Origin of the sequence: Bacillus sp. RCC_6_1 (assembly GCF_041360755.1) — a bacterium.
In the GTDB taxonomy this organism is placed as follows: domain Bacteria; phylum Bacillota; class Bacilli; order Bacillales; family Bacillaceae_G; genus Bacillus_A; species Bacillus_A cereus.
The window spans coordinates 138,983-161,408 of the sequence record NZ_JBFUPV010000010.1 but is presented as its reverse complement, the minus strand read 5'-3'; the positions used below and the strand labels follow the sequence as shown (position 1 = coordinate 161,408).

The window sequence follows — 22,426 nt, the reverse complement described above, 5'->3', positions numbered from 1 at the left end:
ATCCAAATCATGATCTCAACCATCTGCTTTCTCATAACCATTTCAAAAAACTGTAAAACGATTATCGCTTTACAGTTCGTTATATTTTTTATTACTTCCAAATGCTTTTTCTACAGGATATTTCTCTGCATTCTTTTCCAACTTAGCATGTACTACTTCTTCTAGATCAATATTTAATTTATCACTTAGCATAAGTAAATAGATCATTACATCGGCCATTTCTTCTTTTATTTCCTGCATTTTCGTCTCTGTTGCTTCTTCACTAGACTTCCATTGAAAAGCCTCAAGCAACTCTGATGCTTCTAAATTTAAGGAAATTGCTAGATCCTTCGCATTATGAAACTGCCCCCAATTTCTCTCATCTCGAAATTTTATTACTGCCTTTTGCAAATCTTCCATCACTATTAATCTCCTCTCAATTACTTATTATCTCTTTAAAACAAAACTCATTACATCTGGAATTCCATCTAATTAACCTTAATCCAAATATAATTATCTTCATATTTAACATTTAATTTTAATCGAATTCCCTTCATATAGTCCTCTAATTGTCTTGTAAAATCCTCATCATTGGATTGATCATATTTATCTATGTCTAGATATAACTTGAATATATTCCCTTTCGTTAAATCAAACTCCCATTTCAAAAAATTAAGTAGCATATTTTCCTTACTCATGTAGTGATTCGCTTCCATATAATCTAGTAATTCATATAGATTATAGTATACCAAGTTATTTGGTTTAAGCTCTTCACATTTGGGACAATATTCTCTATATCTATCTTGTAATTGCATAATCATTTCTGTTCCACATTGATTACAGTTATACATGTACCATTCCCCTTTACTGGATAACACAATTCGTCTCTCTTATGTTCTTCCTGTCCTTGAAGTTAAAAATTATACTATTTTACTTTAAAAATATTCCTCTTATGCCACTTAAAGTATAATTTATTCTCCGGTTGAATTCCTATCTTAGCTTTTGGTATTAATCCAAATTTCAAATAATCTGTTTCCACTATTAATGAGGAAATATGCAGTCGTCCCTGTCCATCAAATGTGATAAACCCTTTATCATAAAGAGCATCATGATTACAGCACAGTAGTACACCGTTATACGGATCTAAGCGTTCCCTACTTGTACTATCTTTCCATGGCTTAGAATGACTTGCTCTTAACAATTCTGGTAAATTTATTCCGCATAATGCACATTTTCCATTCCAAATCTCCATTAATTCTTCTCTGAATTTTTGCTGTCCAATTCGGATTTTCGCTTTTACTTCGGATTCCGTCTCAGCTATAACCGGAATTAATGTGTTGTTTTCTGTCCTTCTTACCGGATCAACTGCTAACTCTAATTGCTCATCATTTATTTTATAAATGTTTGAATCACCAATTAGTTCCATTAATTTAAGGGCTAATTCTTCATTACATGGATATAAATAACCTTGGTTTCCATTTGCATCTGATTGAAAAGGTGAATATTTAATTGGCAACAGGTGCGATATCTCTTCAAATTTCTCACGTATATTAATTGGTTTTTCTAACTCATGATATTTTAAAGATACCAAATAGCCTTCATCATTCCATTGATCATGGCTTTTCATAATCGATGGTTTATTCGATTCCTTACAATCCTCTTCAGCTATACTAACTGCTACAATATTCCCTTTTACATAATGAAAGATTCGATCCCCCTCTTTTACATCCATCATTCTTTTCCATGAATGTGGTACATTACCGCCTCTATCCTTTTTAGGTGACCAAATAATTTCTAATCCTTTTTCCTCTTGATATGTATGCCCCTGCATAACAATAAAATGATTCATATACTCTCTCCTAAAGCGTTAACTCATTACGCTGTTTTCTATTTAATATAATACTAAAAAACTCTCCTATGATTAGCAAATTGTCTGTTTCATTTTCAATACCAAACAACCTTTTCTACAGAAAAATTCTGCAATTCCTTTTACTCAACAATTGAGAAATTCAATTTTATATCCATTTATAAAAACAAAAGAGTTGACCCAAAAGGTCAACTCTTCTATTTTAAATTTCTTATTTCTCTTCTTCTTTTTTTGCAATTTCCCGTTCATTTTTAGCGATTAAATCATGAAAATGCTCTTCTTTATTTTCTTCAATATAATTCATAAGGTCTTTAAATTCCATTTATATCGCCTCCTGTATTTATTATATCAATAATATAATAAAATGTCAGGATAAAATCCATTAATTATTTTATAAAATTTATACGATATATACTCACTAAAAAACAAGAGCTGATTTCTCGATAAATTGATTATTTCGAGATTCATCAACAATAATTTCTTTTGCTCGTTTTGATTCTTTAAAAGCAAAAACTTCTGGTTCCTTCCCAGTATTATCATATAAAGTATAGCAATCTATTAAATCTTTAATTTTAGAAAAAGTAGTCGCTACTTTCATATGGCTTTCTTCAATTATATTTTGGGGTACCAATCTTCCTGTTATTTTAAAACGCAAATTGGATCGCTCTAAAGCAACCTTTATTGGAACATCTACAATAATTACTTTAATACTAAAACCTGCTAGTCTTAACTGTTGAATTAACTTTTTGTATTTTACTTCATTTTTCATTGTACCATCATACATAAAATTTATTTTTCTTTTCATGCAGATTTTTAAAAGTTTCATGGTAATATCACTACTTTCATCATGAACTAAAAAAGCTGCTTGTTTCATTAACTCAATATTCCCAGATTCTGTTAACTCTTGATATTCTGGTATTTTTTCTTTGATCTTATCAGGATCTATCCAAACCATGTTTTGTTTCTGATGTTTATATCCCTTACTTACTAACTCTCCAATTGAGCTTTTTCCAGCAGCAGAACCACCACCAAGTAATATAGCTTCAGGTTCCTGCTCTTGCTGCGGTTGATCATTTAGAAATAATTTAATGATTTCATTATGTAAAAGCTTACGTTCTATTGTATACTCCCCATTAATTACGTACTTTTCTCTAGTTGGTTTCAATTTTTATTCTCCTCTTCTATAGATGCATTATTGTGTCCCTTTAAAATTTGAGACCTTCCCCTTTAACTGCGCTTATTACTTCGGTATTTTGAAATCTCTATAAGAGATTTAACTTACTATAATTTCATATAACTCTTTTTGTTAGATGCTCTATCCTTTATTTCTTTTTTTTACACATTCCTTCTAAACAACGATCTTTCTCTCTGACTCAATGTCTTCTACATATATCCACTTAAACAAAAAAAGGACTTCTTTAAGTCGATTAATCGTGCATAGCAAAATAAGCTATATACACTAATCGGCTCAAAGAAGCCCTTTCAAAATCAAAACAAGAACAAAACTTGTTTCTACAACTCTACCACAACACATAAGGTGTGGGAATAAACGGAATCAAATAAACTAACAATATACTTATATATTACATAATAAGGTTTTTATTATCAAGATTATTTATAAAATAGCTCTTATCAGGAAATTTATGCCTCTAAAATATATTTACTTTTTTAACATCCACACAACATTAAATATATTTTTAATATATAAACATTTAAATTTCCTATTAACTATTTATAATAGGAAATGACGAAATGAAAGGACTTGAATTTTCAACTAGCCTATTACTCTTTTGGATGAATAATTGAATACCTCTATTAACAATAGCTATATTCTTTTAATATCCTTATCAAACGTCTTACGCAAAGTATATATTCTCCCCTAATCCAACCTCTATAGCTGTATTTATTATTATTATATATATCATACTTTTTCCTATCGTTCGCCTTTCTCCTTATCTTCAATGTAATACTTTCATTTGAAGCATTGAGATATGACTCCCCTTTCTATATCTAACCTTTAGCCTTATAGACTACTAATATACCTGTGGATCCAGAATATATTAGTCTAGAAATAAATGAGGTTTTATCTATTTACAATGATCTTTGTACATATCTCCACCTTTCTTATGGTAGGTAGAAAGATAAATAAAACTTACAGGTGTGAAAGATTCTTAGAACTTTTAAAAAAAATTGAAAACAGCATAAACCCAATCATGGTGCTATATAAAGAATTTACCCACGCGTTAGGTGCTGAAACTATAGAATTATTTCCTTAAGGAGGGACATCAATATACTAATTATTAAATCTCACCCTTTTGAATGTTGAGTACGAATCAATCGGTATAAAGTTGTGCTTAAACAAGCCATTGAATTAATAACCAAAGATCTCATCTTATCCCAATGGAAAGTAATATTTACATCATATAGAGAACTGGAACTGCTCCTGTTCTCTATGCAAAATTTAACAATGTCATACGTAATATTTATGATATAACAGTGGTTGTTAGCAATACTTATTTCTTTCGAAATAATTTTGTTATAGAGTTGTACAATGAAGATGATTTCTCCTTTTCATAACAAGGGGTATCTGTTTTATATTAATTACATTTTAAAGGGCCGACAGAATAATAAACGTTAAAAGCTACAAGATTGTTGAGACAAGTACTGACAGTATTATGTAGTGAAAGAATCCGATTGAGACCGCCATTTCTGACAGTTTATTTTCAATACTAAATAAAAAATTATACTGATAACATAAGTGATTGAAACACAATTTAATATAGAAATATAAAATTCATTTATACTTAAGATACATGAATTGTAATATAAAACCGATCAACAATTGAGGCTTCCCCTGACCATTCTTGCCAATTTTTTATATAAATCTCATATACCCCATCCTTTGTGGTACGAAGTTGAAAAATTCTTAAACCAGATGAACCAATACCATTATTACTTAACTTAAAATCATCTTGTACTAATTCAATACCTTCTATTTCCCCTAATGCCCATCGATATCCTGTTGTTGGATTTTCCTTTAATTGTATAGAAAAAATATCTCCTATACTCATAGTAACAGTACGTCCAGAATCTTGTTTGGTTAATATCATAATTCAACACCTCCTTGCTATATACATCCATCCTCAATAATAACTAAGATATGTTTTGGATGGATGCATATAACTTATATGTATTATAATTATCCTATGACTAAAAACGTACTTGTATAATAAATTGGCACCAAAATACTCCAACATAGCTGCATTTAACTATTTATAAGTATTCTCCTCGTAATATAAAGGTCTTAAATAGCATCCACACCATGGTTACACCAATGATCTATTCCACATTCTCCATATGCTATACGGAAGAAACCTTGTTCGCCCCAAGTGTTGTTCCAACTATTTTTACAGATCCAGCAGCCTTGGCTATCATCATAGCCAACTATCGATATACAATGTCCTCCAACCTGATTACCTGTGACATGTTTGTATACGCCTTTTCTATAACTTAAAAAATCTTGGTAAACAATTATAGCTGCGCTTACTGGTCCTTTAGTAGATAACCACTCCTTAATTTTTGCAGGGTTCCCCGTCAATTCTGTATAACTTTTAATTTTTGTAAGGCGATTATTTGAATCCGTACATAATCCACTACAATCTTTTTTTGTTAGCCCTTCATCATATGGATAGCAAGATTCATCAACAACTCCTTTGGTTTTTAAAGCCTCATAAGCACTTGGAGGCCACCATCCAGTACTACAATTTCTACCTTCAGCTTGTCCATGACAGAAAAACAAATGAGCCTCACTAAAATCGACTTGAAGATTTGGATCATTGTGTTGCATGCGTAAGCTCGCTTCTACAGTGGCTATTGTTCCAAAAGAAACGCATGAGCCACAATCTTTTTGATTTTTTATTGATGTTACAAAATTTTCCCCATTTATATTTCGCAAGTCAAAGACAGGAGGTAAATTTACTGCTCCTAAAGTCTCAGTTTGGATGGATTCTAAAATGGAAGGTATTTTTTGTTCAATTTCCGTAATACTTTGTGCATTCGTTGGAGGTGTAAGCCCTAACCAATTTTGTTGTTCTTGACTTGTAAGTAATGATAAATGTGTTTCTTCTGCTTCCCAGGTTGCATTAGCCTCAGCTAGCTTTCTTTGTAATTCTTCTACATTTATTTTACCGATATCCATATAAATCATCTCCTTTTTATGTAATAAAACACAAATCAAATGTATTATTTATCTAAAAAACTAAACTATACATAGGAAACATTTATAGGTATATAAGAATATTTTCATAAATTACCAATTTAAAATCACTCTCAATTAATACATAAAATAGATATCATTAGCAAATTATAACTTTGCAACGATATTAAATTAAACTGGAGGTTTTAATAGTCATGCCCTTATTTAAATATGGAGTATTAAAAGGTAAAGTTTTTGATGTGAGACCCGTAAATTCAAAGGATCGTACTCCTCATTACGAAGTACATATTAAAGCTGCTGGTAATGATTATCGAATTGCCATCAACGTTGCCTCTCAAGATAGTCCTTCAGAGGTTTTATACTATGTAAGTGAAGATTTCAACTCAGAACAAATCACAATTATTCCAACATTAGAAGAAGGATTTACACAAGTCACCAACGATAACCAAGACATTGCATTAGATTATGTTCGTGGTAACCTGTTTGATCCAACAAAAATGATTCCCCTTCCTGCAACAGAAAATGGACCAGATAATGATTTAAATGAGAAAGTGAATCGATATATTAATGAAGCTAAAGAGAAGAATGCTACTGTTTACGCTTACGGGGAAAAATTCAAAAATGAAAACAATAAGGATAAATATTTTGGTTTTTCACCAGGTAGAGGTATTCATGATATTCATATGAATCAAGGCAATAGCTCTAATTGGACAGGTGACGATGGAATTTGGCAAGATGGCGGCATCCTTATTCAATTTGAAGAAGAAAAGAGATGGGTAGGTATGTTTCTGGCATTTCAATCTCAATCTTGGTGTACAGATAAACAAGGACATGCTACTAAACCAGTTAGTGAATGTAATCATACAAACAGCAAAAAAAGCTTGTAATTGATTATAGAAAAACGATTAAATCTTTACAAACATTTTGGATGCTTAGTATTTGGTATTTTGACGTTTGCTATCTTCTAAATTATAAGACTTAACATATACCTCTTTTAATGTATTAGGTTAGTTAGGTTCTGTATTAGGTCCAGCCTTTATTTCAGTTGAAATGTTTACTTTAGATAAATTGAATTTAAAATAAATGTTCCTTCAATACTGTATATAATCCTATTTCCATGAATAGAGCAGTTAGCTTTTGCTAGCTGTTCCTTTTTTCAAGTAGTAATTAACCTAAACAAACCTCAAAAAAACTTCATGTGTTTCTCTTCTACAATCGACATAATTTTCGACTGTACATACAACCTATAAATTATTATTTACTATTTGTTTTATCGCTTTGTGTAAGTAATATGCAAATTATATATATTCGAACGATTTTAACCTTCTCTCCATTAGGGCCAAGTCATGTTATCTTATAAATAATCTCTTCTGTAATTCATTCATTAAATTTTTTTCATTTCCCGCGAACACTTTTATAAAAGTAATTTAGCTAATGGGGCTCCCATAACCCCCTTCTATTTGAAGTACAAATTTTTTATTATGCTTACTTTTCAAGTTATTATAAATTATCCTAAATAATATCTTCTCTTTACTGGATGTGTTTATATACATTCAACCTTTTTATTTCTAAATTTTCTGTTTTATATTGAAAAATGAGTTGGAATAGATTTTAATAGAGTAAAATTTTGATATGATACTAATTGCTGAATAATATCTTTGGAGAGGATGAAATTGAACAATGAATGTTCATATACAGGGGAACGAGCAAATAACTCATTTATTAAATGAATGGTATCAAGAAATTAGAGCTAGGCATGTAGACGCCGCTCAATTACTTAAACAAGAAATCGAAAACAAAATCCATAACATAGAGGAAAATCAAACTATATTATTATACTTCTCACTACTAGATTTTAGACATCAATATTTAATTGATAGTTTAAGTATTTCTAAAGATAGCTTTAAACAAAGTGATGCTTATAAAACTCCTACAGACGATTTCCTTTCATACTATTATCACTTCTTTAAAGCCATTCATTCCAATGTTACTGGCAATCATAGCCTTGCAAAAATACATTACGATAAAGCTGAATACCTATTAGAAACAATTCCTGATGAGATTGAACATGCTGAATTCCATTATGAGTTGGCCATTTTCTATTGTCATACACATAAATCGATTTTATGTATTAATCATGTAATGAAGGCGAAAGATATATTTTCAAAACATCCTGGGTATGAATTGAAAGTTGCCTTCTGTAATAACCTATATGGATTAGCATGTACTCATTTAAAGGAGTGGGAATTAGCTGAGGAACACTTTATCTCGGCTATGGATACATTCCAAAAAGAAAATTTAGAATACAATATTTTGATTGTTCGTCACAATCTAGGATTTATGTATGCTACACAGAATTTATCCGAGGTAGCATTACGTTATTTATCTGAAGTTAATCAGAAGCTACCTAGCGATTATAAAGCTGTTTTTATTGAAGCTAGGGAACATTATAAATTAGGAGAACATCAAATTGCTCAAGAATTAATAAAAAGAGGCCTACAGCTTTCTACTCAATTGGGAATTGAAGGCTATATACATCACTTTAAGATTTTAGAAAAAATGAATCTAAATAGTTGTGCTACTGATATAGAAAAAACTGTTTTAGAAGGAATTTCTTATTTTGAACGCGAAGAACTATATGAGTATATAAATGAATATACTGAAAAGTTAGCAACCCAATTTTACAAAGAAAATAATCATAAAAAAGCCAGCTATTACTATTATGAAGCTAGTAAAGCCAGTGAAAAAAACTTTAAAAAAGGAGCATTAAAATGAAAAAATTAGCGGTTAGCTTACTGGGTATCTTAATTGTTGTAACAGTAACTTTTGGATCAAATTCTTCAACAGGCTCTCAAAGTACTATAAATGTTATTAAATATTCACATGGACATACTGGATGATGAAAGGAAGGATTATACCTTCCTTTTTCTTATATTTTAGAATTCAATACGTATCCCCCTCCTACATTTATTTATATAAATTTAAGAAATAAATAATTCAAAAGGTAAAATAAAAATACTACAATTAAAAACTTCCATTTGTTTCTTTTCGTTGGTTTTCCAGCATGTTGTATATAAAAAAACAAGGCAATACCTGCCATAGTAATTAAAAACATTTGATAGTAATCAATCATTTGTAATACCCCCTCCATACAAAAAATAAGAAGTCTCTTTTTAAGAGACTTCTTATTTCTAATACAAACGACATACATAGGCTAAACACATACAATAAAGTCAGGATGATGTACTTTATTGCCTTTTTATAATAACATATAATTTATCATTTTTGTTTAATAATTCCATACAATAAAACTTTATCAACCTTAAAATGTTTCATTATAAAAAATGAATACAAATAAAATTAATAATATATTCACTTGATCCAAACGGAATATGCTCAAAAGATATAAAGTTCGGTTACAATATCACTCATGATTTTTTAAATTTTTCCTTCCCTTCTGTTAAGAATACTTCAAAACTTGAATGATTACCTTATATTAGTACTTTATATATGCAAAATTACATACTAATCCTCATTGAAAATAATTCTCATTGTAACTATAATGGTTTCAGGGATTGATATTTTCACTTTCGTTTCCAATCTCACAATATATTAAAGGAGGAAATACTATTATGAAAAAATTGATTTTAGCAGGGGCACTAGGAATTGCAGTATTGTCAGGTATGAACCTACCAGGGGCTGAGGCATCAAAAGCGAGTGCAGCTACTACGAATTTAGAAATCCAAGAAGTCACAAAATACTACTCTATGAGTTCCTATGAAGTGTCTCAAAAAGAATCATTTAATCTAAAAAAAGGGGAAGAACTTACAGTCTTTGTACAAAATTCAGGGTTCCCAATTTCTTATACGGTCTTTGATGCAGATGATCAAGTAATTGGCACATTCAATGCTAATTCCCCATATGGTCGCGTATTCAAAGCGCAAAAAGACGGTAATATTTCTGTACAATTTCAAGCAGGTGTAAATTCTACGTACATGAAGAAGATGAATTTTACAGCTAAATTTGCTGTTTCTAAACTTAACCAACAATAAAAAATGTAACGCTTCTCTTTAAAAACAAATTAAAAAGGTATATCCCTTTAATGGGATATACCTTTAGTTTTAGTGAATTTTATATTGACCAGATAGCTGCTCTTGCGCCATACGAACTAAACGTTTCGTAATCTCACCACCTACTGAACCATTCGCTCGTGCTGTTGAATCTGGTCCAAGTGTAACACCAAACTCCTGAGCAATTTCATATTTCATTTGCTCAATTGCACTTGCTGCAGCTGCTATTAAGATTTCGTTTGAATTATTATTTTCGCGAATTTGCATTTTTTAAACACCTCCGTTGAATTTGGTAATATCATGCTCTATTTCCAACAAAATATGCAAAAAAATTATTCGTTTAGCTATTTTACATATATACCTAAGCTTTCATCCCTTATGTGGGAATAAATAAAGGTATAGGTCATACCCTATACCTTTACCTTCTTCTATCCTACTTACTTTTAAATTCCCCTATTAACCCCTGTAACTCTTGCGAGAGCCAATTTAGAGAATTTGCTAACTCTGCAATATCTTGTACATATAGTTCTTGCTCTTTCATACTTGTCTCCACATTACTACTACTATTCACATATGTATTCGCAATGTGTGATAATTCATTTATAAACTGAACAATAGTTTGATTATCTGTTAGAATTTCACTTGAATGATTCGAAGTCGCTTTAATTTGATTTGTAACAGATTGTGCAGATTCTGAAATCTTTTCAAAAAAAGCACCACTACTTTGAACAAGTGTTATTCCTACTTCTACTTCCTTTGAACTCTTCTGTATGGATCTTACAGCTCTCTCTGCTTCAGCCTGGGTTTCACCAATTAATTTAGCTATATCCCTTGCAGATGCCTCGGTTCTTTCCGCTAATATATGTACCTCGTCCGCAACACCTGAAAATTCTTCCCCCATCTCTCCAGCACATGAGGATTCAGTAGAAGCATTTAAAGCTAATGAATTTGTTTGATTTGAAATGGTTGTAATTACAGTAAGAATTTCATGAATTTCCTTAGATCGTGCTTCGAATGCATAAATACTAGAAGATACATCCTGAACTGTATCTTGGATTCTTTTCATTTGATTCACGATTTGCTTAATCAAATCTTTTCCCTCTACAGAATGCTGTTCCATGTCTTCCAAAGCATTGCCAACTTGTTTTGCAGCTCCTTTAATTTCTTTCATCTTACTTTCCATTTCTTGAACAATCCCTAAACATTTTTGCACTACATATTCATGAGAATGTGCTCCTAAATTTAATCCTGTAATAGCACTTGCAATTTCTTTAAAGGCTATGCTATTCTCTTTTGTACTTACCGACAATTCCTGTGAAGATGTCGAAACTTGTTCAGCAGTCTCCCTTACTTTATCTATAATCTTATTAAACTTTTTAATAGTGTTATTAAAATAGATATTAGTTATCCCTATATCATCAGATCTTTCATTCAATTTAATACTTAAATCCCCTTCACCAACTTTACGTAACCCTTCTTGTAAATCCTTTAAAGGCGATAGAGAGTTTCGTGAGATAAATATTTGAATTGTAATTGCGATAGTTAATGAAATTATAATAAATAGTAAACCTTGTATCATAAAGTTTTTCTTTGTAAGTGGAATAATAGAAGCTTCCAAATCCGCTGCAACAATTGCAATTATATTTTTATTTTCATCTGTAACTGGCTCTAAAATTGTTACCCAGAACCCTAATTCATCTTCATACACTTCTGTCATTTGTGCCTGTTTTGTTTGTATTACTTTATCATATGTTTTCATCCAATAAGTAGGCTGCTCATAGTATTCACCTGGTTTTACAGAAACAGTATTTGCTAATTCTGTATCCAAAGCTACTATTTGTAATTCAGCTTTTTCATTTAGCTTGGCTCCTGTAACATATGTTTGTCCAACACTTTTCATATCTTTTATAGATTTATTTAATTGCTCTGTCAATTTTTCTTTCTTCACTCTTTGAGCTGTGGGGTCTTTTGCTACATCTCTTACTATTTCTAGATCTAATTGATTTAATACCGCATCACCTGTTTCAAAAGACTGCCTCTCAAATATAGACATCATACTATTTTGAAACATATTAAAACTTAACGCTCCCATACTTCCAACAAGGGTCAGAATTACTAATACCGTTAGTAATACATTTTTTTGAAGTAACGATAGCTTATGCCAATATTTTTTCATTGATTTCTCCTTTCTTATTTTCAACAATACAAAAACAAAGTAGTAACATATTAAGAGGTGCTCTTTCTGTTATTAATTTAAACTTTAAAATGGCATACTAATCGTTCAACTAAATGTTCCAATTTTTTTCATTTACAATTGCATCTTTTATATGTCCAGCTGCTCTTGGAAATCTATTAAAAGGAAGACGTAATACTTCTACCACTTCATCTTTTCTATTTGTACTGATTTCTTCTAAATCGATGATATTAAAGGATTTGCCTATAATAATTGCTATAATGTTTTATAGACGACTAAGAATATTTAAAATTCCATATTTATCTCCTAAAGATTTTCGAATTAGATTTGTTGCAGTACCTTCAGCAAGGATTTTTTATAATATCGTTAGTTTTAAATAAAGATAAGAATTTTTAAGAGCCTCATCTTTAGTTATTTTTATCTTGCAGAACAATAAAATCTGAAAGTTTAATTCAATCTCCTATTTTATAACTTTTTCCCTTATTTTTCTATAATATTATAATATTTACCTGTACAATCTAAACTTAGACTCTTTTGGCCTTTACTCTTCAAGTGTCTTAAATTCATATGAGGTAGCGCAGAAAGTAAATTTTTAATAAAAAACTTTTGTATTAAAAAATGCAAAAATACATACTCCTCCAAAACTATATGCACTTAAATATTCATATAGTAAAATAAACAGTACAAGCGTGTCCTATACAGCATATTTCCTTAACTGGCTTGATATTATATTCATCATAAAATTGGTGTGAACTTAATATCTCACTTAGCTCTTTAATATTTTAATATTAACAATATAGTGTTAATATATCCCTACTTTATCGCTACACCTACATATAAGCCAAGAATTCAATTACAGAACGGTTTTCATCAATAGTAGACAAAAACATGTCAAACAAAAAGAGACTCAATTATTTATTACTTTTCGTATAGATGTAATAAAAGATTATAGGAGAAATATATATGCTCAAAAAAATAAATAGATTTATGTTTGCTTTGCCTACCATTTCTTTTATTTTTCTTATTTTATTAGGATCATTTTTATTTGTAATACCATTAGATCTATTCTTACCTGAAATACAAAAAAACCCAATAACAGAAGCACCTCTTATTCTTCAAGTTTTATTAGGGGTATTAGCGGCACCTATATATGAAACAATAGTTTTTCAAGTATTTTTATTTTGGCTATTAAGTTGGATTCCTTACATTAAAAATCACGATTACCTTATCATATTAATAGCTTCAATTATATTTGGATTAAATCATCCATATGGAATCACTTATATAGTTGGTACAACGATAATTGGTCTTTTATATAACTATGCTTATTGGGTATATAAAAAAAAGAATGAAAAATATCAGGTTACCATGTCTGCTTTTGGGGTTGTTTTTTTGATTCACTTATTACATAATTCTGTTGCTTTTATAGCTTCAAATTTATCATTTTAGCCAAGAAGACTCCTTCCTCAAGGAGCGTAAAGGGTCAAAAAGCCAATTTAAATATGTAGAAGAAATGAATGCATTTGCTTGTCCGATGGGGTGTATTTTAGAGTATGCGACAACGGATCGTGAAGGATATCATCAATATAAATCCAACCCAGAAGACTACGCTGTTTGTCCGCTACGTGAGGTATGTTTTTCAAAGAAACAAAAAGTTATCACTCATCATATATGGGAGAAATATAAGGATATCGCTAGAAAAAACAAACTAACAGTTACAGGGAAAAAGTTTTACAAAGTACGCTATTCAACTATAGAGCGAAGCTTTGCGGACGCCAAAGAACTACATGGCTATCGATATGCTCGATTTCGGGGGCTGAAGTCTGTCCAAATGCAGGCTTATCTCACCGCAACTTGTCAAAACATGAAAAAAAATAGCCCTCCATCTGACCAAAAAAGGTCTGGTGGAGGGCTATTTTTTTGAAACTCTATTATTTTATATTGTTTTTATTCGCTAAAATCAAAAACAAACTCATCTTATGACCGCGTTTCTTCTTACGAAATTAAGTAATTGTTTCAATAGCTGGTTTTTTAGTCATAGAATTACTTTATCTCTCAGCTTTATTATTCTGTTCTTTCGCCTAAAATTCCAATATCCCCATTACTTCCTTCGTAAATAGTTTGAAATCAGTTAAATGTTTTTCAATAATTTGACGAACAATATCTAAATTTACACTTTGATAATCATGAACAGCAATATTACGAAATCCAACCATCGCCTTTAACTTATTTGCTAGATCAGCGCTAAGTAATCCTGCTGTAACCAATAAATCAAAGGCCTCTCGACTAGATTGGGGTAGTCCTAATTTTTTCCCAGCAACAATATGCATTGCTAGATCAATACTCGCTTCACAAGCTCTTTGTATATTCAATATTATTGAATCTTGTTTTGTAAAGTCCTCTAAATTTTCAGGGTCATTTCCATACACATCTTGGATTCTTTTTATACAACGCTCTATTGTAGAAATTTTATTTAAAATAACCTCATTCTTCATATATAGAACCTCTTTTCTTTATATCATCAAATACTACCTGTCGTTCTTCATTCAATTTTGAATACATTTTTAAAGTTTTCATTTCAAAAATAACCTTACGTTTTTCATCGGAACAAAATATTGTCTTTCCTGTATGTATAATCTGAGCTTGAAAAACTGTAGAAGCTTCGGATAAATCAACTAAATCAACATCTCTCTGAACAATGTTAGCTAGCTCCTGTGCTAATAAAAAACGTTCATAGTTCCCTAATGTTGTGTCACTTACATAAGCTATATCAATATCACTATCTTCTCGTTCTCTGTTCTCAGCCGTTGATCCAAACACAATTATCCAATAGGGATTCACCGTCTCTTGTAATTTTTCTATAATAGCTGTTATCATGCTTTGAAAAATCATTTAATTAATCCCCCTTATTGTACTTGAATTTTATTATATCATAACCAATCATAAATCCTTTAAACGACTATAAATACGTAAACAAAATTAAGCTTTTTTAGTACTTAACTCCTCACAAAATCAGAAGCTTATTTCTGACCTAAAATTATTATAGTTCAGGAGTAGATATATTGTAGCTTTGGATCTTAAATAATTGTTAATAATCCAACACTTTCCTGTTAAATGCCTTTTTTATTTTCTTCCTGCAAAATTAAAAGGCTGACAATAACTGTCAGCCTCTTACTTTAACAACTCTAAAGAACTTTCGCCTATTTCACAATATACATTCTAATAGTTTGAGGATATATTGCTCTATTGAACTACCCCCACTTTCACTTCGTTTAGAAGTGAGGGATTCCTAAGTAAAGAGTTCTATCGAACTCTAATTGATTAGGCTAACCCCGCAGTCCTTGCGGTTAGAAGCCTTATCGCTTCATGCTTTAGATTGATACTTGCGTTAATATCCCTATCATGGTGTGTACGACAAGAAGGACAGTCCCATTCACGTAGGTTTAGATTTTTAACGTCTTTATTTTGATATCCACAACAGGAACATAATTGGCTGGAAGCAAATGTTTTCGATACGACAATGACTTGTTTGCCATACCATTTTGCTTTGTATTCTAACATTGATCGAAATTGCAACCAAGATACCTCACTAATTGCTTTTGCTAACTTATGATTTTTTAACATATTCGATACTTGCAAATCCTCTATACCGATAACGTCGTGGTTTTTGATGATTTCAGTTGAGATTTTGTCCAAGTAATCTTTTCTAGCATTTGATATGTATTCATGAATTCTAGCTATCTTTACTCGTTGTTTATTCCAGCGAGAAGATCCTTTCATTCTTCTAGAAAGAACACGCTGTGCTTTCGCCAACTTATCTTCTAATGATCGGAAAAACTTCGGATTTTTATAGTGTGTTCCATTTGACAAAATAGCGAAATCTTTTAGTCCTACATCTATTCCAATGTAAGAATGTGTTTTCGGAAGTTCTTGTATTTCTGTTTCAACTAATAGTGACACAAAATATCTACCAGAAGGGTTCCGTCTAACTGTAGCATTTACAATACGTCCCTCTACTTCACGACTTTTGGCAAATCGAACAAGGCCTAGTTTCGGCAACTTTATTTTATTCCCTATAATGGCAATGTTTTCATTTGTTTGTTTTGTGGTATAAGATTGTAAGTTGTTCTTCTTAGATTTAAAGCGCGGTGCGCTATTTTGTTTTTTAAAAAAGCGCGTATAAGCATCCGCAAGGTTGCGAACGGACGACTGAATCGCAATACTATCCACTTCTTTTAGCCAAACAAGCTCTTTCTTCATGGCAGGTAGTTTGGCAGAGCATGTACCATAGGTCAAGCCTTTTCCTGTCTCTTTGTATGCATGATCCCATAAGGATAGGAAATAATTGAATACAAAACGAGAACACCCAATCGTTTTGTTAATTAGAATTGCTTGTGCTTGATTTGGATAGATACGAAACTTATAGGCTTTATTCATCATTATTTGATTCACCTCCATTTCGGTATATGACCATTATACACCAAACGTACATTCGATAGATAGTGGAGTAATACTTTCTATATGTCGAACAATTAAGATGGCTTCCCGCCATCCCTTGTTCAAACCCAATTCATCTCCCACCTACTCACTGGACTGTGACCCTTCACGCTCCTTGAGGAAGGAGTCTTCTTGGATAAAATGATAAAGAATTATATATTAATCCACCTTTAATTTTTCTTTTACCTTTGTAGGGAGTTCATCTTTTTTCACTTCTTCCCAAGATTTCACACCTTTTTTCTCAGAGTAATATATACGTAAAAACGCTTCTTTACGAAGGTTTTTTAACGCTGTAAACTCCATTTCTTTCTCTTTACCATCCTTATCAAATCCAGGTAATTTATATTCGTAAGTCGTATCCCCATTTACATTTTTCTCTTTTAATTTTTCACCATCCTTGGTAATTTGCACATAATATGTATCTGTACCAAGACGATTTAAATTACACCCGGATAACAACACAGTAAACATCACAAAAAAGCTACACATAAGCACTATTCGTTTCATATTATTCACCTCATATCTTTTCTCACAAAAATTATATCCTAATCTATTGGCTGCCAAAATTCATTTCCATTACGCTAACATTACGTTTTTGTAAGGTAGTAAAAACAGCTTAAAATAAAAAGGATATAAATTCATATTTCTATTGAATTCATATCCTTTGTTCTTATTGAGTAAACTATTTTGTCCCATGCTTAATAGGAGGTATTTCTATTATTCTGGGAAAATAAAGCTAGAGTCCTCTCCACTATTAGCGGTATCTTCTTTCGGGAATGTAATAGTAGATCCTTCATTTCCCTTATTTCCTTTATTTATTTCTTGTTCCTCAGGAAATACAATGGAAGAATCATTACCTAAGTTTGGTGAAAAACCAAGTTTAGATAAAATAGCTTTTAAGTCAGGTAAAACACCAATTTTATCAGAAGTTGGATCATTTGATTTCGTTCCGGTGCTAGAATCACTTAAAATATCCCTAAGTTGACTTGGTGTATATACTCTCCCCTGATTATTTTTTGCTATTCCTTGAATTGATGCTGCAGCACCAGCAATAATAGGTGACGCGCTAGATGTTCCAGCAAAACTAGATGTATATAAATTTGTTATAAATTCACTTGGTTTAGCATCTGTAGTATCTACTGCATTCCCCCATCCATACACATCCACTCTACTACCGTAATTAGAGAAATATGAACGCTTATGAGGAACCCTTGCAGAAGCTGCCCCAACCATAATTGCCCCTGAATCTTTAAAATCAGGACTATTACGATTTAAAACTTGTTTACCATTACGGTCTCTAAATTGATCCAAGTCATTTCCGCCATTTGCACCTGCTTCAATAATAATAATTCCCTTATTTGTTCCCATACGAATTGCATCAAATATGTCTGGTTTTACTTCCACAGGAAAATAGTTCTTATCTCCATATCCATCGTAAGTTGCTTGTGCCTCTAGTAAAAGAATATCTCCAGCTTGCATATTGTTAACCGCACTTAAAATAGCATCAGCTGTATTATAATTTCCGTTATCCCTAATCTGAGATACAACCTTTACCTTAGCTTTCGGTGCGATCCCAATTCCACCTATATTATTATCCTCTGCCGAAACAATTCCTAAGACTGAGGTACCATGATCATGGTGCTCGCTTTTATTCTGTCCAGATATCAGTTCAATCTTTTGATTCACTAAATCCTCATGATTAAATAACCACCCATACTCCATATCTACGAAAGTAGTTCCTTTTCCATCTCCACCTTTTATGCTCCAGGCATAAGGTGCATTAATTCCTAATGGTGCTGGTTCAAGGTAACCTTGTCTTGTAAGTCTAGGCTCATCATATGGATTAACAGATAAGTTTGGCAAACGCTCTGCTGGTGGCGCCTCTTCTTCCTGTAAATACGCCGTTTCAACAAGAGATGATTTTTCAAATTTTGTAAGTAATGCTTGTACATCAATATCATCTTGAGTTTCTACAATATAATAGTTTAGCAAATTAGAAGAAATATGATCGGAATCTTTTATTTCTTTACCAAGATTTTTAATTTCTTTAGGATTTAAAGAATTAAAAAGTCGATTTATAGTTACATTTGGATATTCAGCTAAAATTCCAATTAATTCAGGATCTTGTTTTTCTTCTTTAATGAATTTTTCTATTCCATCCTGATATGGTAAATTCGCTTCATTTTTAAATTTTAAAATTAATTGTTTAGTAACTTGCTTATGTACAGTGGAATTCAATTGCTTATTTGAATAATTATAAGTAGCTGCGTAGGCAACTTCTGATTTTTCACTTGGAAGTATACCGCCTACTCCATTAAATGCTGTTAATGCAATTGAAGAAACTAAAATTCCCTTAAAAATTTTCAAAACATGCACCTCTTCTTATTAGTATATAGTTATAAAAAAATGTATATTACCTAATTTCTTTTTATACAAACGTTTTATATGTAGGACTATATTTTCAACCCCATTCATTTTTTAATATTTGTTTATACATCATTAATACAACCAATTCATACCAACAACTTTATTAATTCAGTTGCACAACTGTAACCATTATAGTTACACCTTTACGAAATAGTCAACCTTAAATGCAATTTTGCATGTAAAATCATACATACTTCTACCAACTTACTCCCAATTATTTCAAGAGAAGTTAAACTTCTATCATTTTGAGTAATTGCATATATATAATATAAAACATATAAGGGGGGTTAAAACGTGGTAATCTCAAGACAAGATTCCTGGACTGATGATAACGATTTACTTCTCGCATCAACAGTACTTCAGAATATTCGTAACGGTGGAACACAGTTAGCTGCATTCAAAGAAGTAGCAAAACTACTAGCTAGAACACCCGCAGCTTGTGGATTTCGTTGGAATTCATATGTGAGAAAACAATACCAAGAAGAAATACAACTAGCAAAACAAGACCGAAAAATGGGAAACAACATTCCCCTCTCCCCATCAGAAAAAGAAAAAAACTCTTTGTCTATTACATTAGATGATATTATTCTCTTTCTACAAAATTATAAAGATGTGAATGAATTGACAAAATTACAAAATCAAATTGAAGATTTAAAAACAGAGAATCAATCTCTTCTACAACGTATCACTATGTATGAAGAAGAATATCGTATGTTACTGAACCATATCGATAAGACAAGAAATTTAATTGCAGTGGATTAAACAGCATAACTATAATGACTTTCCAGTAGGATCTTCGCCCGCCAAAACCACCATCAATAAAGAAAATTCAGACTATTATTGGTAATAATAAGTAAAATACACATACATAATGTATGTGTATTTTACTTTGACTATTATTAAAAGAAATATTTAGTCTATGTTACATCTTTTCTAATATTTCTTGCCTTTCACACCATTTTGTTAGCTTTTCTAATGCTTTTTTAGATAAACGTTTTGTTTTATAATTACAAAACCTAGATAATGTAGACGGAGAAATACTCATTTCATCTGCTATTTCACGAATGCTTACCTTTTTTTCATTGTGTACTTTCAGTATTTTGTCACGGATCTTTTTCTCTATTTGTTCGACTGATTCTACAGTCTTCTTTATTTCTTTAACAACTGTTACTTCCGGTAACTGCTCTTGTGGTTCCTCTATACTCTTCTTTCCTATTACCCTATCCATTGACTGTAACATTTCTTCAGGTGGCAAAATCGTTATTCCTAAGTTAGTGTAATAATTTTTAAACCAATTACGTTTCCCAATTTGTTGTTCATCCAGTGGATCACTATACTCCCAATGAGAGATTACTTTTTCATTTTCTAAATCCATTAGAACGTTTTCTAACTGTTCTCTAATACGATTAGGCTTCCAATCTTTCGGGATATCCATTACTGCTAGCAGGCCTTTGTCCCCACCTATAGAATATGGCTTTTTCAATGATGAATACATTTGTCTAATTCTCCATTGCCATGTTAAGTATCGTATTAACCTTTTATGATATTTGTGTCTATAACTATTGTATTCAAGTGCTTTTTTAGACAATAATGCTGTTGTATTATTTGATCCGTATAAATAATTGGTTAAAAAGCTGCCTGGCTTAATACGACAAGATTCAATACCCATATATTCATTTGTAACACTATGTCTCCACAATACAACCGAATCTAATACAAATAATCGTTTAACAACCTCACGCTTTAATTCTAGTCGTTCCCCTTCATCTTCACGATCATTTAATACTACGACTTCATTCTCATCATTTAAATAGATAAAAATACTTGCTAAAGCCGCAATTCTTTTTGCTATTTTAATTTTATCTTCCGCTCTATAGTATTCCTTATTTTTGACTACTGTTTTTGGAATGTTGCACATCTCTAAAACTTGCTCATAAGAAAAATCAATGAATTCGTCTGGAGATTTTGCTTCGTTTATCCATTGTATTGTAATTGCATCTAGACAATCTGCCGTTAAATCATCCATATTACTCATTACATCATCGACAAGAGTATTCCATCGAGCAGCTTCTTCTATATTAGTAAGTCTTAAATCTTCATCTTTGTGTGAAGAAAGCTGGGCTACACCATTAGAAGATTTTGTTTCAATAGGATATTGTAAAACCTTACTTAATTCATCTTCTTCAAATTGATTTTTTGCAATCCCATCTCTTAGCTTATAATAAACAGCAGAGTTATTTACCTCATAATAATCCTCATGGTTTACTATACTTGTCTCTTCTATATTTTGATCATTTTCTACTATTATGGAACTTGAAGAAGCTATATTTTGGAATTCTTTGTCTATAAATCCTTCAATTTCTTTATATATTTCTTCCTTATAGGAATCAATTTTGGCATAAATTTGTACTAATGTAGTACCGGATTCTTGTTTTTTCTCTAGCCAAGACACTAATGCAGTAAATGATGGGGAAGCATGAGGTGATGTGAGTACTTTATTATTATTGTTTTCAACATCTTTAAAATATGCATTCCACTTATTCCATACTAGCTCGTTAGTTTTATAAATTGGCTCAGAGATTAACAATGCATCTCGAAACATTTGTAATAAGTTATCCACTTTCTTTTCCTCCCTAAACCATGGATCACAATTAAATAATTCTCAGTATAAAAATCTTAACTACTATTATATTTAATTTATTGTAACAGATATTTACAAATTTTTGTTTCTTTCTTCTCTATTCTGCTTTTCTTGCATTCCTTTTGCAACTTTCTTTCCTGAACTTGCAACATGCTGCTCTTTCTTTTCCCTATTTCTTCTTCCTACATTTCTTTTGCGCCTTGCTTTCCTTAACTCCTCAACTTGCAACATACTGCTCTTTCTTTTCCCTATTTCTTCTTCCTACATTTCTTTTGCGCTTTGCTTTCCTTAACTCTTCAACTTGCAACAGGTTGCTCCTTCTCTTCCTTATTTCTACCTACTTGCATTTCTTTTGCGCTTTGCTTTCCTTAACTCTTCAACTTGCAACAGGTTGCTCTTCCTCTTACCTATTTCTTCTTACTTACATTCCTTTTGCGCTTTGTTTGCCTTAACTCTTTAACTTGCAACAGGTTGTTCTTCCTCTTACCTATTTTCCTTTACTGACATCCTTTTTGCGCTTTGCTTTCCTTAACTC

At 31.3% G+C, this 22,426-nt stretch carries 22 protein-coding genes and 1 pseudogene; 7 read left to right on the top strand and 16 right to left on the bottom strand.

What is annotated here, in order from left to right; translation table 11 throughout:
- Positions 1 to 69: 69 nt before the first annotated feature.
- The 6 genes from AB6801_RS23345 to AB6801_RS23320 form a co-directional block, all read right to left on the bottom strand.
- Entirely contained in the window at positions 70 to 399 is a 330-nt protein-coding gene (locus tag AB6801_RS23345; protein WP_097998671.1) for a nucleotide pyrophosphohydrolase, read from the bottom strand.
- Positions 400 to 467: 68 nt separating this feature from the next.
- A complete protein-coding gene (locus AB6801_RS23340) occupies positions 468 to 830 on the bottom strand; it encodes a hypothetical protein (RefSeq protein WP_065705238.1) in 363 nt (120 codons plus the stop codon).
- A 74-nt stretch (positions 831 to 904) separates the two neighbouring features.
- On the bottom strand, positions 905 to 1,828 hold the full coding sequence (locus tag AB6801_RS23335; RefSeq protein ID WP_097998845.1) for an HNH endonuclease: 924 nt from the start codon (positions 1,826 to 1,828) through the stop codon (positions 905 to 907).
- 436 nt (positions 1,829 to 2,264) lie between these two features.
- Positions 2,265 to 3,011, bottom strand: a complete 747-nt coding sequence (locus tag AB6801_RS23330) for a zeta toxin family protein (RefSeq protein WP_097842803.1) — start codon at positions 3,009 to 3,011, stop codon at positions 2,265 to 2,267.
- A 1,639-nt stretch (positions 3,012 to 4,650) separates the two neighbouring features.
- On the bottom strand, positions 4,651 to 4,956 hold the full coding sequence (locus tag AB6801_RS23325) for a protease inhibitor I42 family protein (RefSeq protein ID WP_097842802.1): 306 nt from the start codon (positions 4,954 to 4,956) through the stop codon (positions 4,651 to 4,653).
- A gap of 194 nt (positions 4,957 to 5,150) precedes the next feature.
- The gene (locus AB6801_RS23320; RefSeq protein WP_098341289.1) at positions 5,151 to 6,044 is read right to left on the bottom strand and encodes a C1 family peptidase; all 894 of its coding nucleotides are present in this window, start codon (positions 6,042 to 6,044) and stop codon (positions 5,151 to 5,153) included.
- A gap of 212 nt (positions 6,045 to 6,256) precedes the next feature.
- On the opposite strand from AB6801_RS23320, the gene AB6801_RS23315 reads away from it, so the two are divergent.
- The 3 genes from AB6801_RS23315 (at position 6,257) to AB6801_RS23305 (ending at position 8,962) form a co-directional block, all read left to right on the top strand.
- A complete protein-coding gene (locus tag AB6801_RS23315; protein WP_097842800.1) occupies positions 6,257 to 6,949 on the top strand; it encodes a YukJ family protein in 693 nt (230 codons plus the stop codon).
- A gap of 793 nt (positions 6,950 to 7,742) precedes the next feature.
- Positions 7,743 to 8,837: a Rap family tetratricopeptide repeat protein gene (locus tag AB6801_RS23310; protein WP_001100598.1), complete on the top strand. Its 1,095-nt coding sequence runs from the start codon at positions 7,743 to 7,745 to the stop codon at positions 8,835 to 8,837.
- A complete protein-coding gene (locus AB6801_RS23305) occupies positions 8,834 to 8,962 on the top strand; it encodes a hypothetical protein (RefSeq protein WP_000732002.1) in 129 nt (42 codons plus the stop codon). Before AB6801_RS23310 ends, AB6801_RS23305 begins: the two co-directional genes overlap by 4 nt.
- Before the next feature lie 71 nt (positions 8,963 to 9,033).
- Here the strand turns inward: AB6801_RS23305 and AB6801_RS23300 are convergent, their stop codons facing one another.
- Entirely contained in the window at positions 9,034 to 9,195 is a 162-nt protein-coding gene (locus tag AB6801_RS23300) for a hypothetical protein (RefSeq protein ID WP_000568477.1), read from the bottom strand.
- Positions 9,196 to 9,694: 499 nt separating this feature from the next.
- On the opposite strand from AB6801_RS23300, the gene AB6801_RS23295 reads away from it, so the two are divergent.
- Complete coding sequence (locus AB6801_RS23295; RefSeq protein ID WP_061663374.1) at positions 9,695 to 10,114, top strand: hypothetical protein; 420 nt, start codon at positions 9,695 to 9,697, stop codon at positions 10,112 to 10,114.
- A 69-nt stretch (positions 10,115 to 10,183) separates the two neighbouring features.
- Here the strand turns inward: AB6801_RS23295 and AB6801_RS23290 are convergent, their stop codons facing one another.
- Entirely contained in the window at positions 10,184 to 10,399 is a 216-nt protein-coding gene (locus AB6801_RS23290) for an alpha/beta-type small acid-soluble spore protein (protein WP_001167047.1), read from the bottom strand.
- Positions 10,400 to 10,565: 166 nt separating this feature from the next.
- Positions 10,566 to 12,308 carry a methyl-accepting chemotaxis protein gene (locus AB6801_RS23285; protein WP_016090258.1) on the bottom strand — a complete coding sequence of 581 codons (1,743 nt, stop codon included), beginning with the start codon at positions 12,306 to 12,308 and terminating at the stop codon, positions 10,566 to 10,568.
- A gap of 981 nt (positions 12,309 to 13,289) precedes the next feature.
- Between AB6801_RS23285 and AB6801_RS23280 the strand changes: the two genes are divergently transcribed.
- The gene (locus AB6801_RS23280) at positions 13,290 to 13,775 is read left to right on the top strand and encodes a CPBP family intramembrane glutamic endopeptidase (RefSeq protein ID WP_000913856.1); all 486 of its coding nucleotides are present in this window, start codon (positions 13,290 to 13,292) and stop codon (positions 13,773 to 13,775) included.
- Between the two features lie 34 nt (positions 13,776 to 13,809).
- Positions 13,810 to 14,284, top strand: a pseudogene (locus AB6801_RS23275) (transposase); the annotation flags it as partial.
- Positions 14,285 to 14,407: 123 nt separating this feature from the next.
- Here AB6801_RS23275 and hepT read toward each other — a convergent pair.
- The 5 genes from hepT to AB6801_RS23250 form a co-directional block, all read right to left on the bottom strand.
- Positions 14,408 to 14,821, bottom strand: a complete 414-nt coding sequence (gene hepT, locus AB6801_RS23270) for a type VII toxin-antitoxin system HepT family RNase toxin (protein WP_000787540.1) — start codon at positions 14,819 to 14,821, stop codon at positions 14,408 to 14,410.
- A complete protein-coding gene (mntA, locus tag AB6801_RS23265) occupies positions 14,811 to 15,218 on the bottom strand; it encodes a type VII toxin-antitoxin system MntA family adenylyltransferase antitoxin (RefSeq protein WP_000577229.1) in 408 nt (135 codons plus the stop codon). Before mntA ends, hepT begins: the two co-directional genes overlap by 11 nt.
- Positions 15,219 to 15,647: 429 nt before the next feature.
- Complete coding sequence (gene tnpB / locus AB6801_RS23260) at positions 15,648 to 16,766, bottom strand: IS200/IS605 family element RNA-guided endonuclease TnpB (protein ID WP_016099952.1); 1,119 nt, start codon at positions 16,764 to 16,766, stop codon at positions 15,648 to 15,650.
- Positions 16,767 to 16,982: 216 nt separating this feature from the next.
- Complete coding sequence (locus tag AB6801_RS23255; RefSeq protein WP_000822910.1) at positions 16,983 to 17,330, bottom strand: YxeA family protein; 348 nt, start codon at positions 17,328 to 17,330, stop codon at positions 16,983 to 16,985.
- A gap of 210 nt (positions 17,331 to 17,540) precedes the next feature.
- Positions 17,541 to 19,190 carry a S8 family peptidase gene (locus tag AB6801_RS23250; protein ID WP_098318304.1) on the bottom strand — a complete coding sequence of 550 codons (1,650 nt, stop codon included), beginning with the start codon at positions 19,188 to 19,190 and terminating at the stop codon, positions 17,541 to 17,543.
- 354 nt (positions 19,191 to 19,544) lie between these two features.
- Between AB6801_RS23250 and AB6801_RS23245 the strand changes: the two genes are divergently transcribed.
- Entirely contained in the window at positions 19,545 to 20,012 is a 468-nt protein-coding gene (locus AB6801_RS23245) for an RsfA family transcriptional regulator (RefSeq protein ID WP_000237072.1), read from the top strand.
- Between the two features lie 160 nt (positions 20,013 to 20,172).
- Here the strand turns inward: AB6801_RS23245 and AB6801_RS23240 are convergent, their stop codons facing one another.
- On the bottom strand, positions 20,173 to 21,870 hold the full coding sequence (locus AB6801_RS23240) for a helix-turn-helix domain-containing protein (protein WP_016090252.1): 1,698 nt from the start codon (positions 21,868 to 21,870) through the stop codon (positions 20,173 to 20,175).
- A gap of 93 nt (positions 21,871 to 21,963) precedes the next feature.
- Positions 21,964 to 22,122, bottom strand: a complete 159-nt coding sequence (locus tag AB6801_RS23235) for a hypothetical protein (RefSeq protein ID WP_002062822.1) — start codon at positions 22,120 to 22,122, stop codon at positions 21,964 to 21,966.
- Positions 22,123 to 22,426 lie beyond the last annotated feature (304 nt).

What these genes read in the sequence shown, in the direction of transcription:
- AB6801_RS23345 (WP_097998671.1), bottom strand. Translation starts at nt 399, where the DNA reads ATGGAAGATTTGCAAAAGGCAGTAATAAAATTTCGAGATGAGAGAAAT.
- AB6801_RS23340 (WP_065705238.1), bottom strand. Translation starts at nt 830, where the DNA reads ATGTATAACTGTAATCAATGTGGAACAGAAATGATTATGCAATTACAA.
- AB6801_RS23335 (WP_097998845.1), bottom strand. Translation starts at nt 1,828, where the DNA reads ATGAATCATTTTATTGTTATGCAGGGGCATACATATCAAGAGGAAAAA.
- AB6801_RS23325 (WP_097842802.1), bottom strand. Translation starts at nt 4,956, where the DNA reads ATGATATTAACCAAACAAGATTCTGGACGTACTGTTACTATGAGTATA.
- AB6801_RS23320 (WP_098341289.1), bottom strand. Translation starts at nt 6,044, where the DNA reads ATGGATATCGGTAAAATAAATGTAGAAGAATTACAAAGAAAGCTAGCT.
- AB6801_RS23315 (WP_097842800.1), top strand. Translation starts at nt 6,257, where the DNA reads ATGCCCTTATTTAAATATGGAGTATTAAAAGGTAAAGTTTTTGATGTG.
- AB6801_RS23310 (WP_001100598.1), top strand. Translation starts at nt 7,743, where the DNA reads ATGAATGTTCATATACAGGGGAACGAGCAAATAACTCATTTATTAAAT.
- AB6801_RS23305 (WP_000732002.1), top strand. Translation starts at nt 8,834, where the DNA reads ATGAAAAAATTAGCGGTTAGCTTACTGGGTATCTTAATTGTTGTAACA.
- AB6801_RS23300 (WP_000568477.1), bottom strand. Translation starts at nt 9,195, where the DNA reads ATGATTGATTACTATCAAATGTTTTTAATTACTATGGCAGGTATTGCC.
- AB6801_RS23295 (WP_061663374.1), top strand. Translation starts at nt 9,695, where the DNA reads ATGAAAAAATTGATTTTAGCAGGGGCACTAGGAATTGCAGTATTGTCA.
- AB6801_RS23290 (WP_001167047.1), bottom strand. Translation starts at nt 10,399, where the DNA reads ATGCAAATTCGCGAAAATAATAATTCAAACGAAATCTTAATAGCAGCT.
- AB6801_RS23285 (WP_016090258.1), bottom strand. Translation starts at nt 12,308, where the DNA reads ATGAAAAAATATTGGCATAAGCTATCGTTACTTCAAAAAAATGTATTA.
- AB6801_RS23280 (WP_000913856.1), top strand. Translation starts at nt 13,290, where the DNA reads ATGCTCAAAAAAATAAATAGATTTATGTTTGCTTTGCCTACCATTTCT.
- hepT (WP_000787540.1), bottom strand. Translation starts at nt 14,821, where the DNA reads ATGAAGAATGAGGTTATTTTAAATAAAATTTCTACAATAGAGCGTTGT.
- mntA (WP_000577229.1), bottom strand. Translation starts at nt 15,218, where the DNA reads ATGATTTTTCAAAGCATGATAACAGCTATTATAGAAAAATTACAAGAG.
- tnpB (WP_016099952.1), bottom strand. Translation starts at nt 16,766, where the DNA reads ATGATGAATAAAGCCTATAAGTTTCGTATCTATCCAAATCAAGCACAA.
- AB6801_RS23255 (WP_000822910.1), bottom strand. Translation starts at nt 17,330, where the DNA reads ATGAAACGAATAGTGCTTATGTGTAGCTTTTTTGTGATGTTTACTGTG.
- AB6801_RS23235 (WP_002062822.1), bottom strand. Translation starts at nt 22,122, where the DNA reads ATGTTGCAAGTTGAGGAGTTAAGGAAAGCAAGGCGCAAAAGAAATGTA.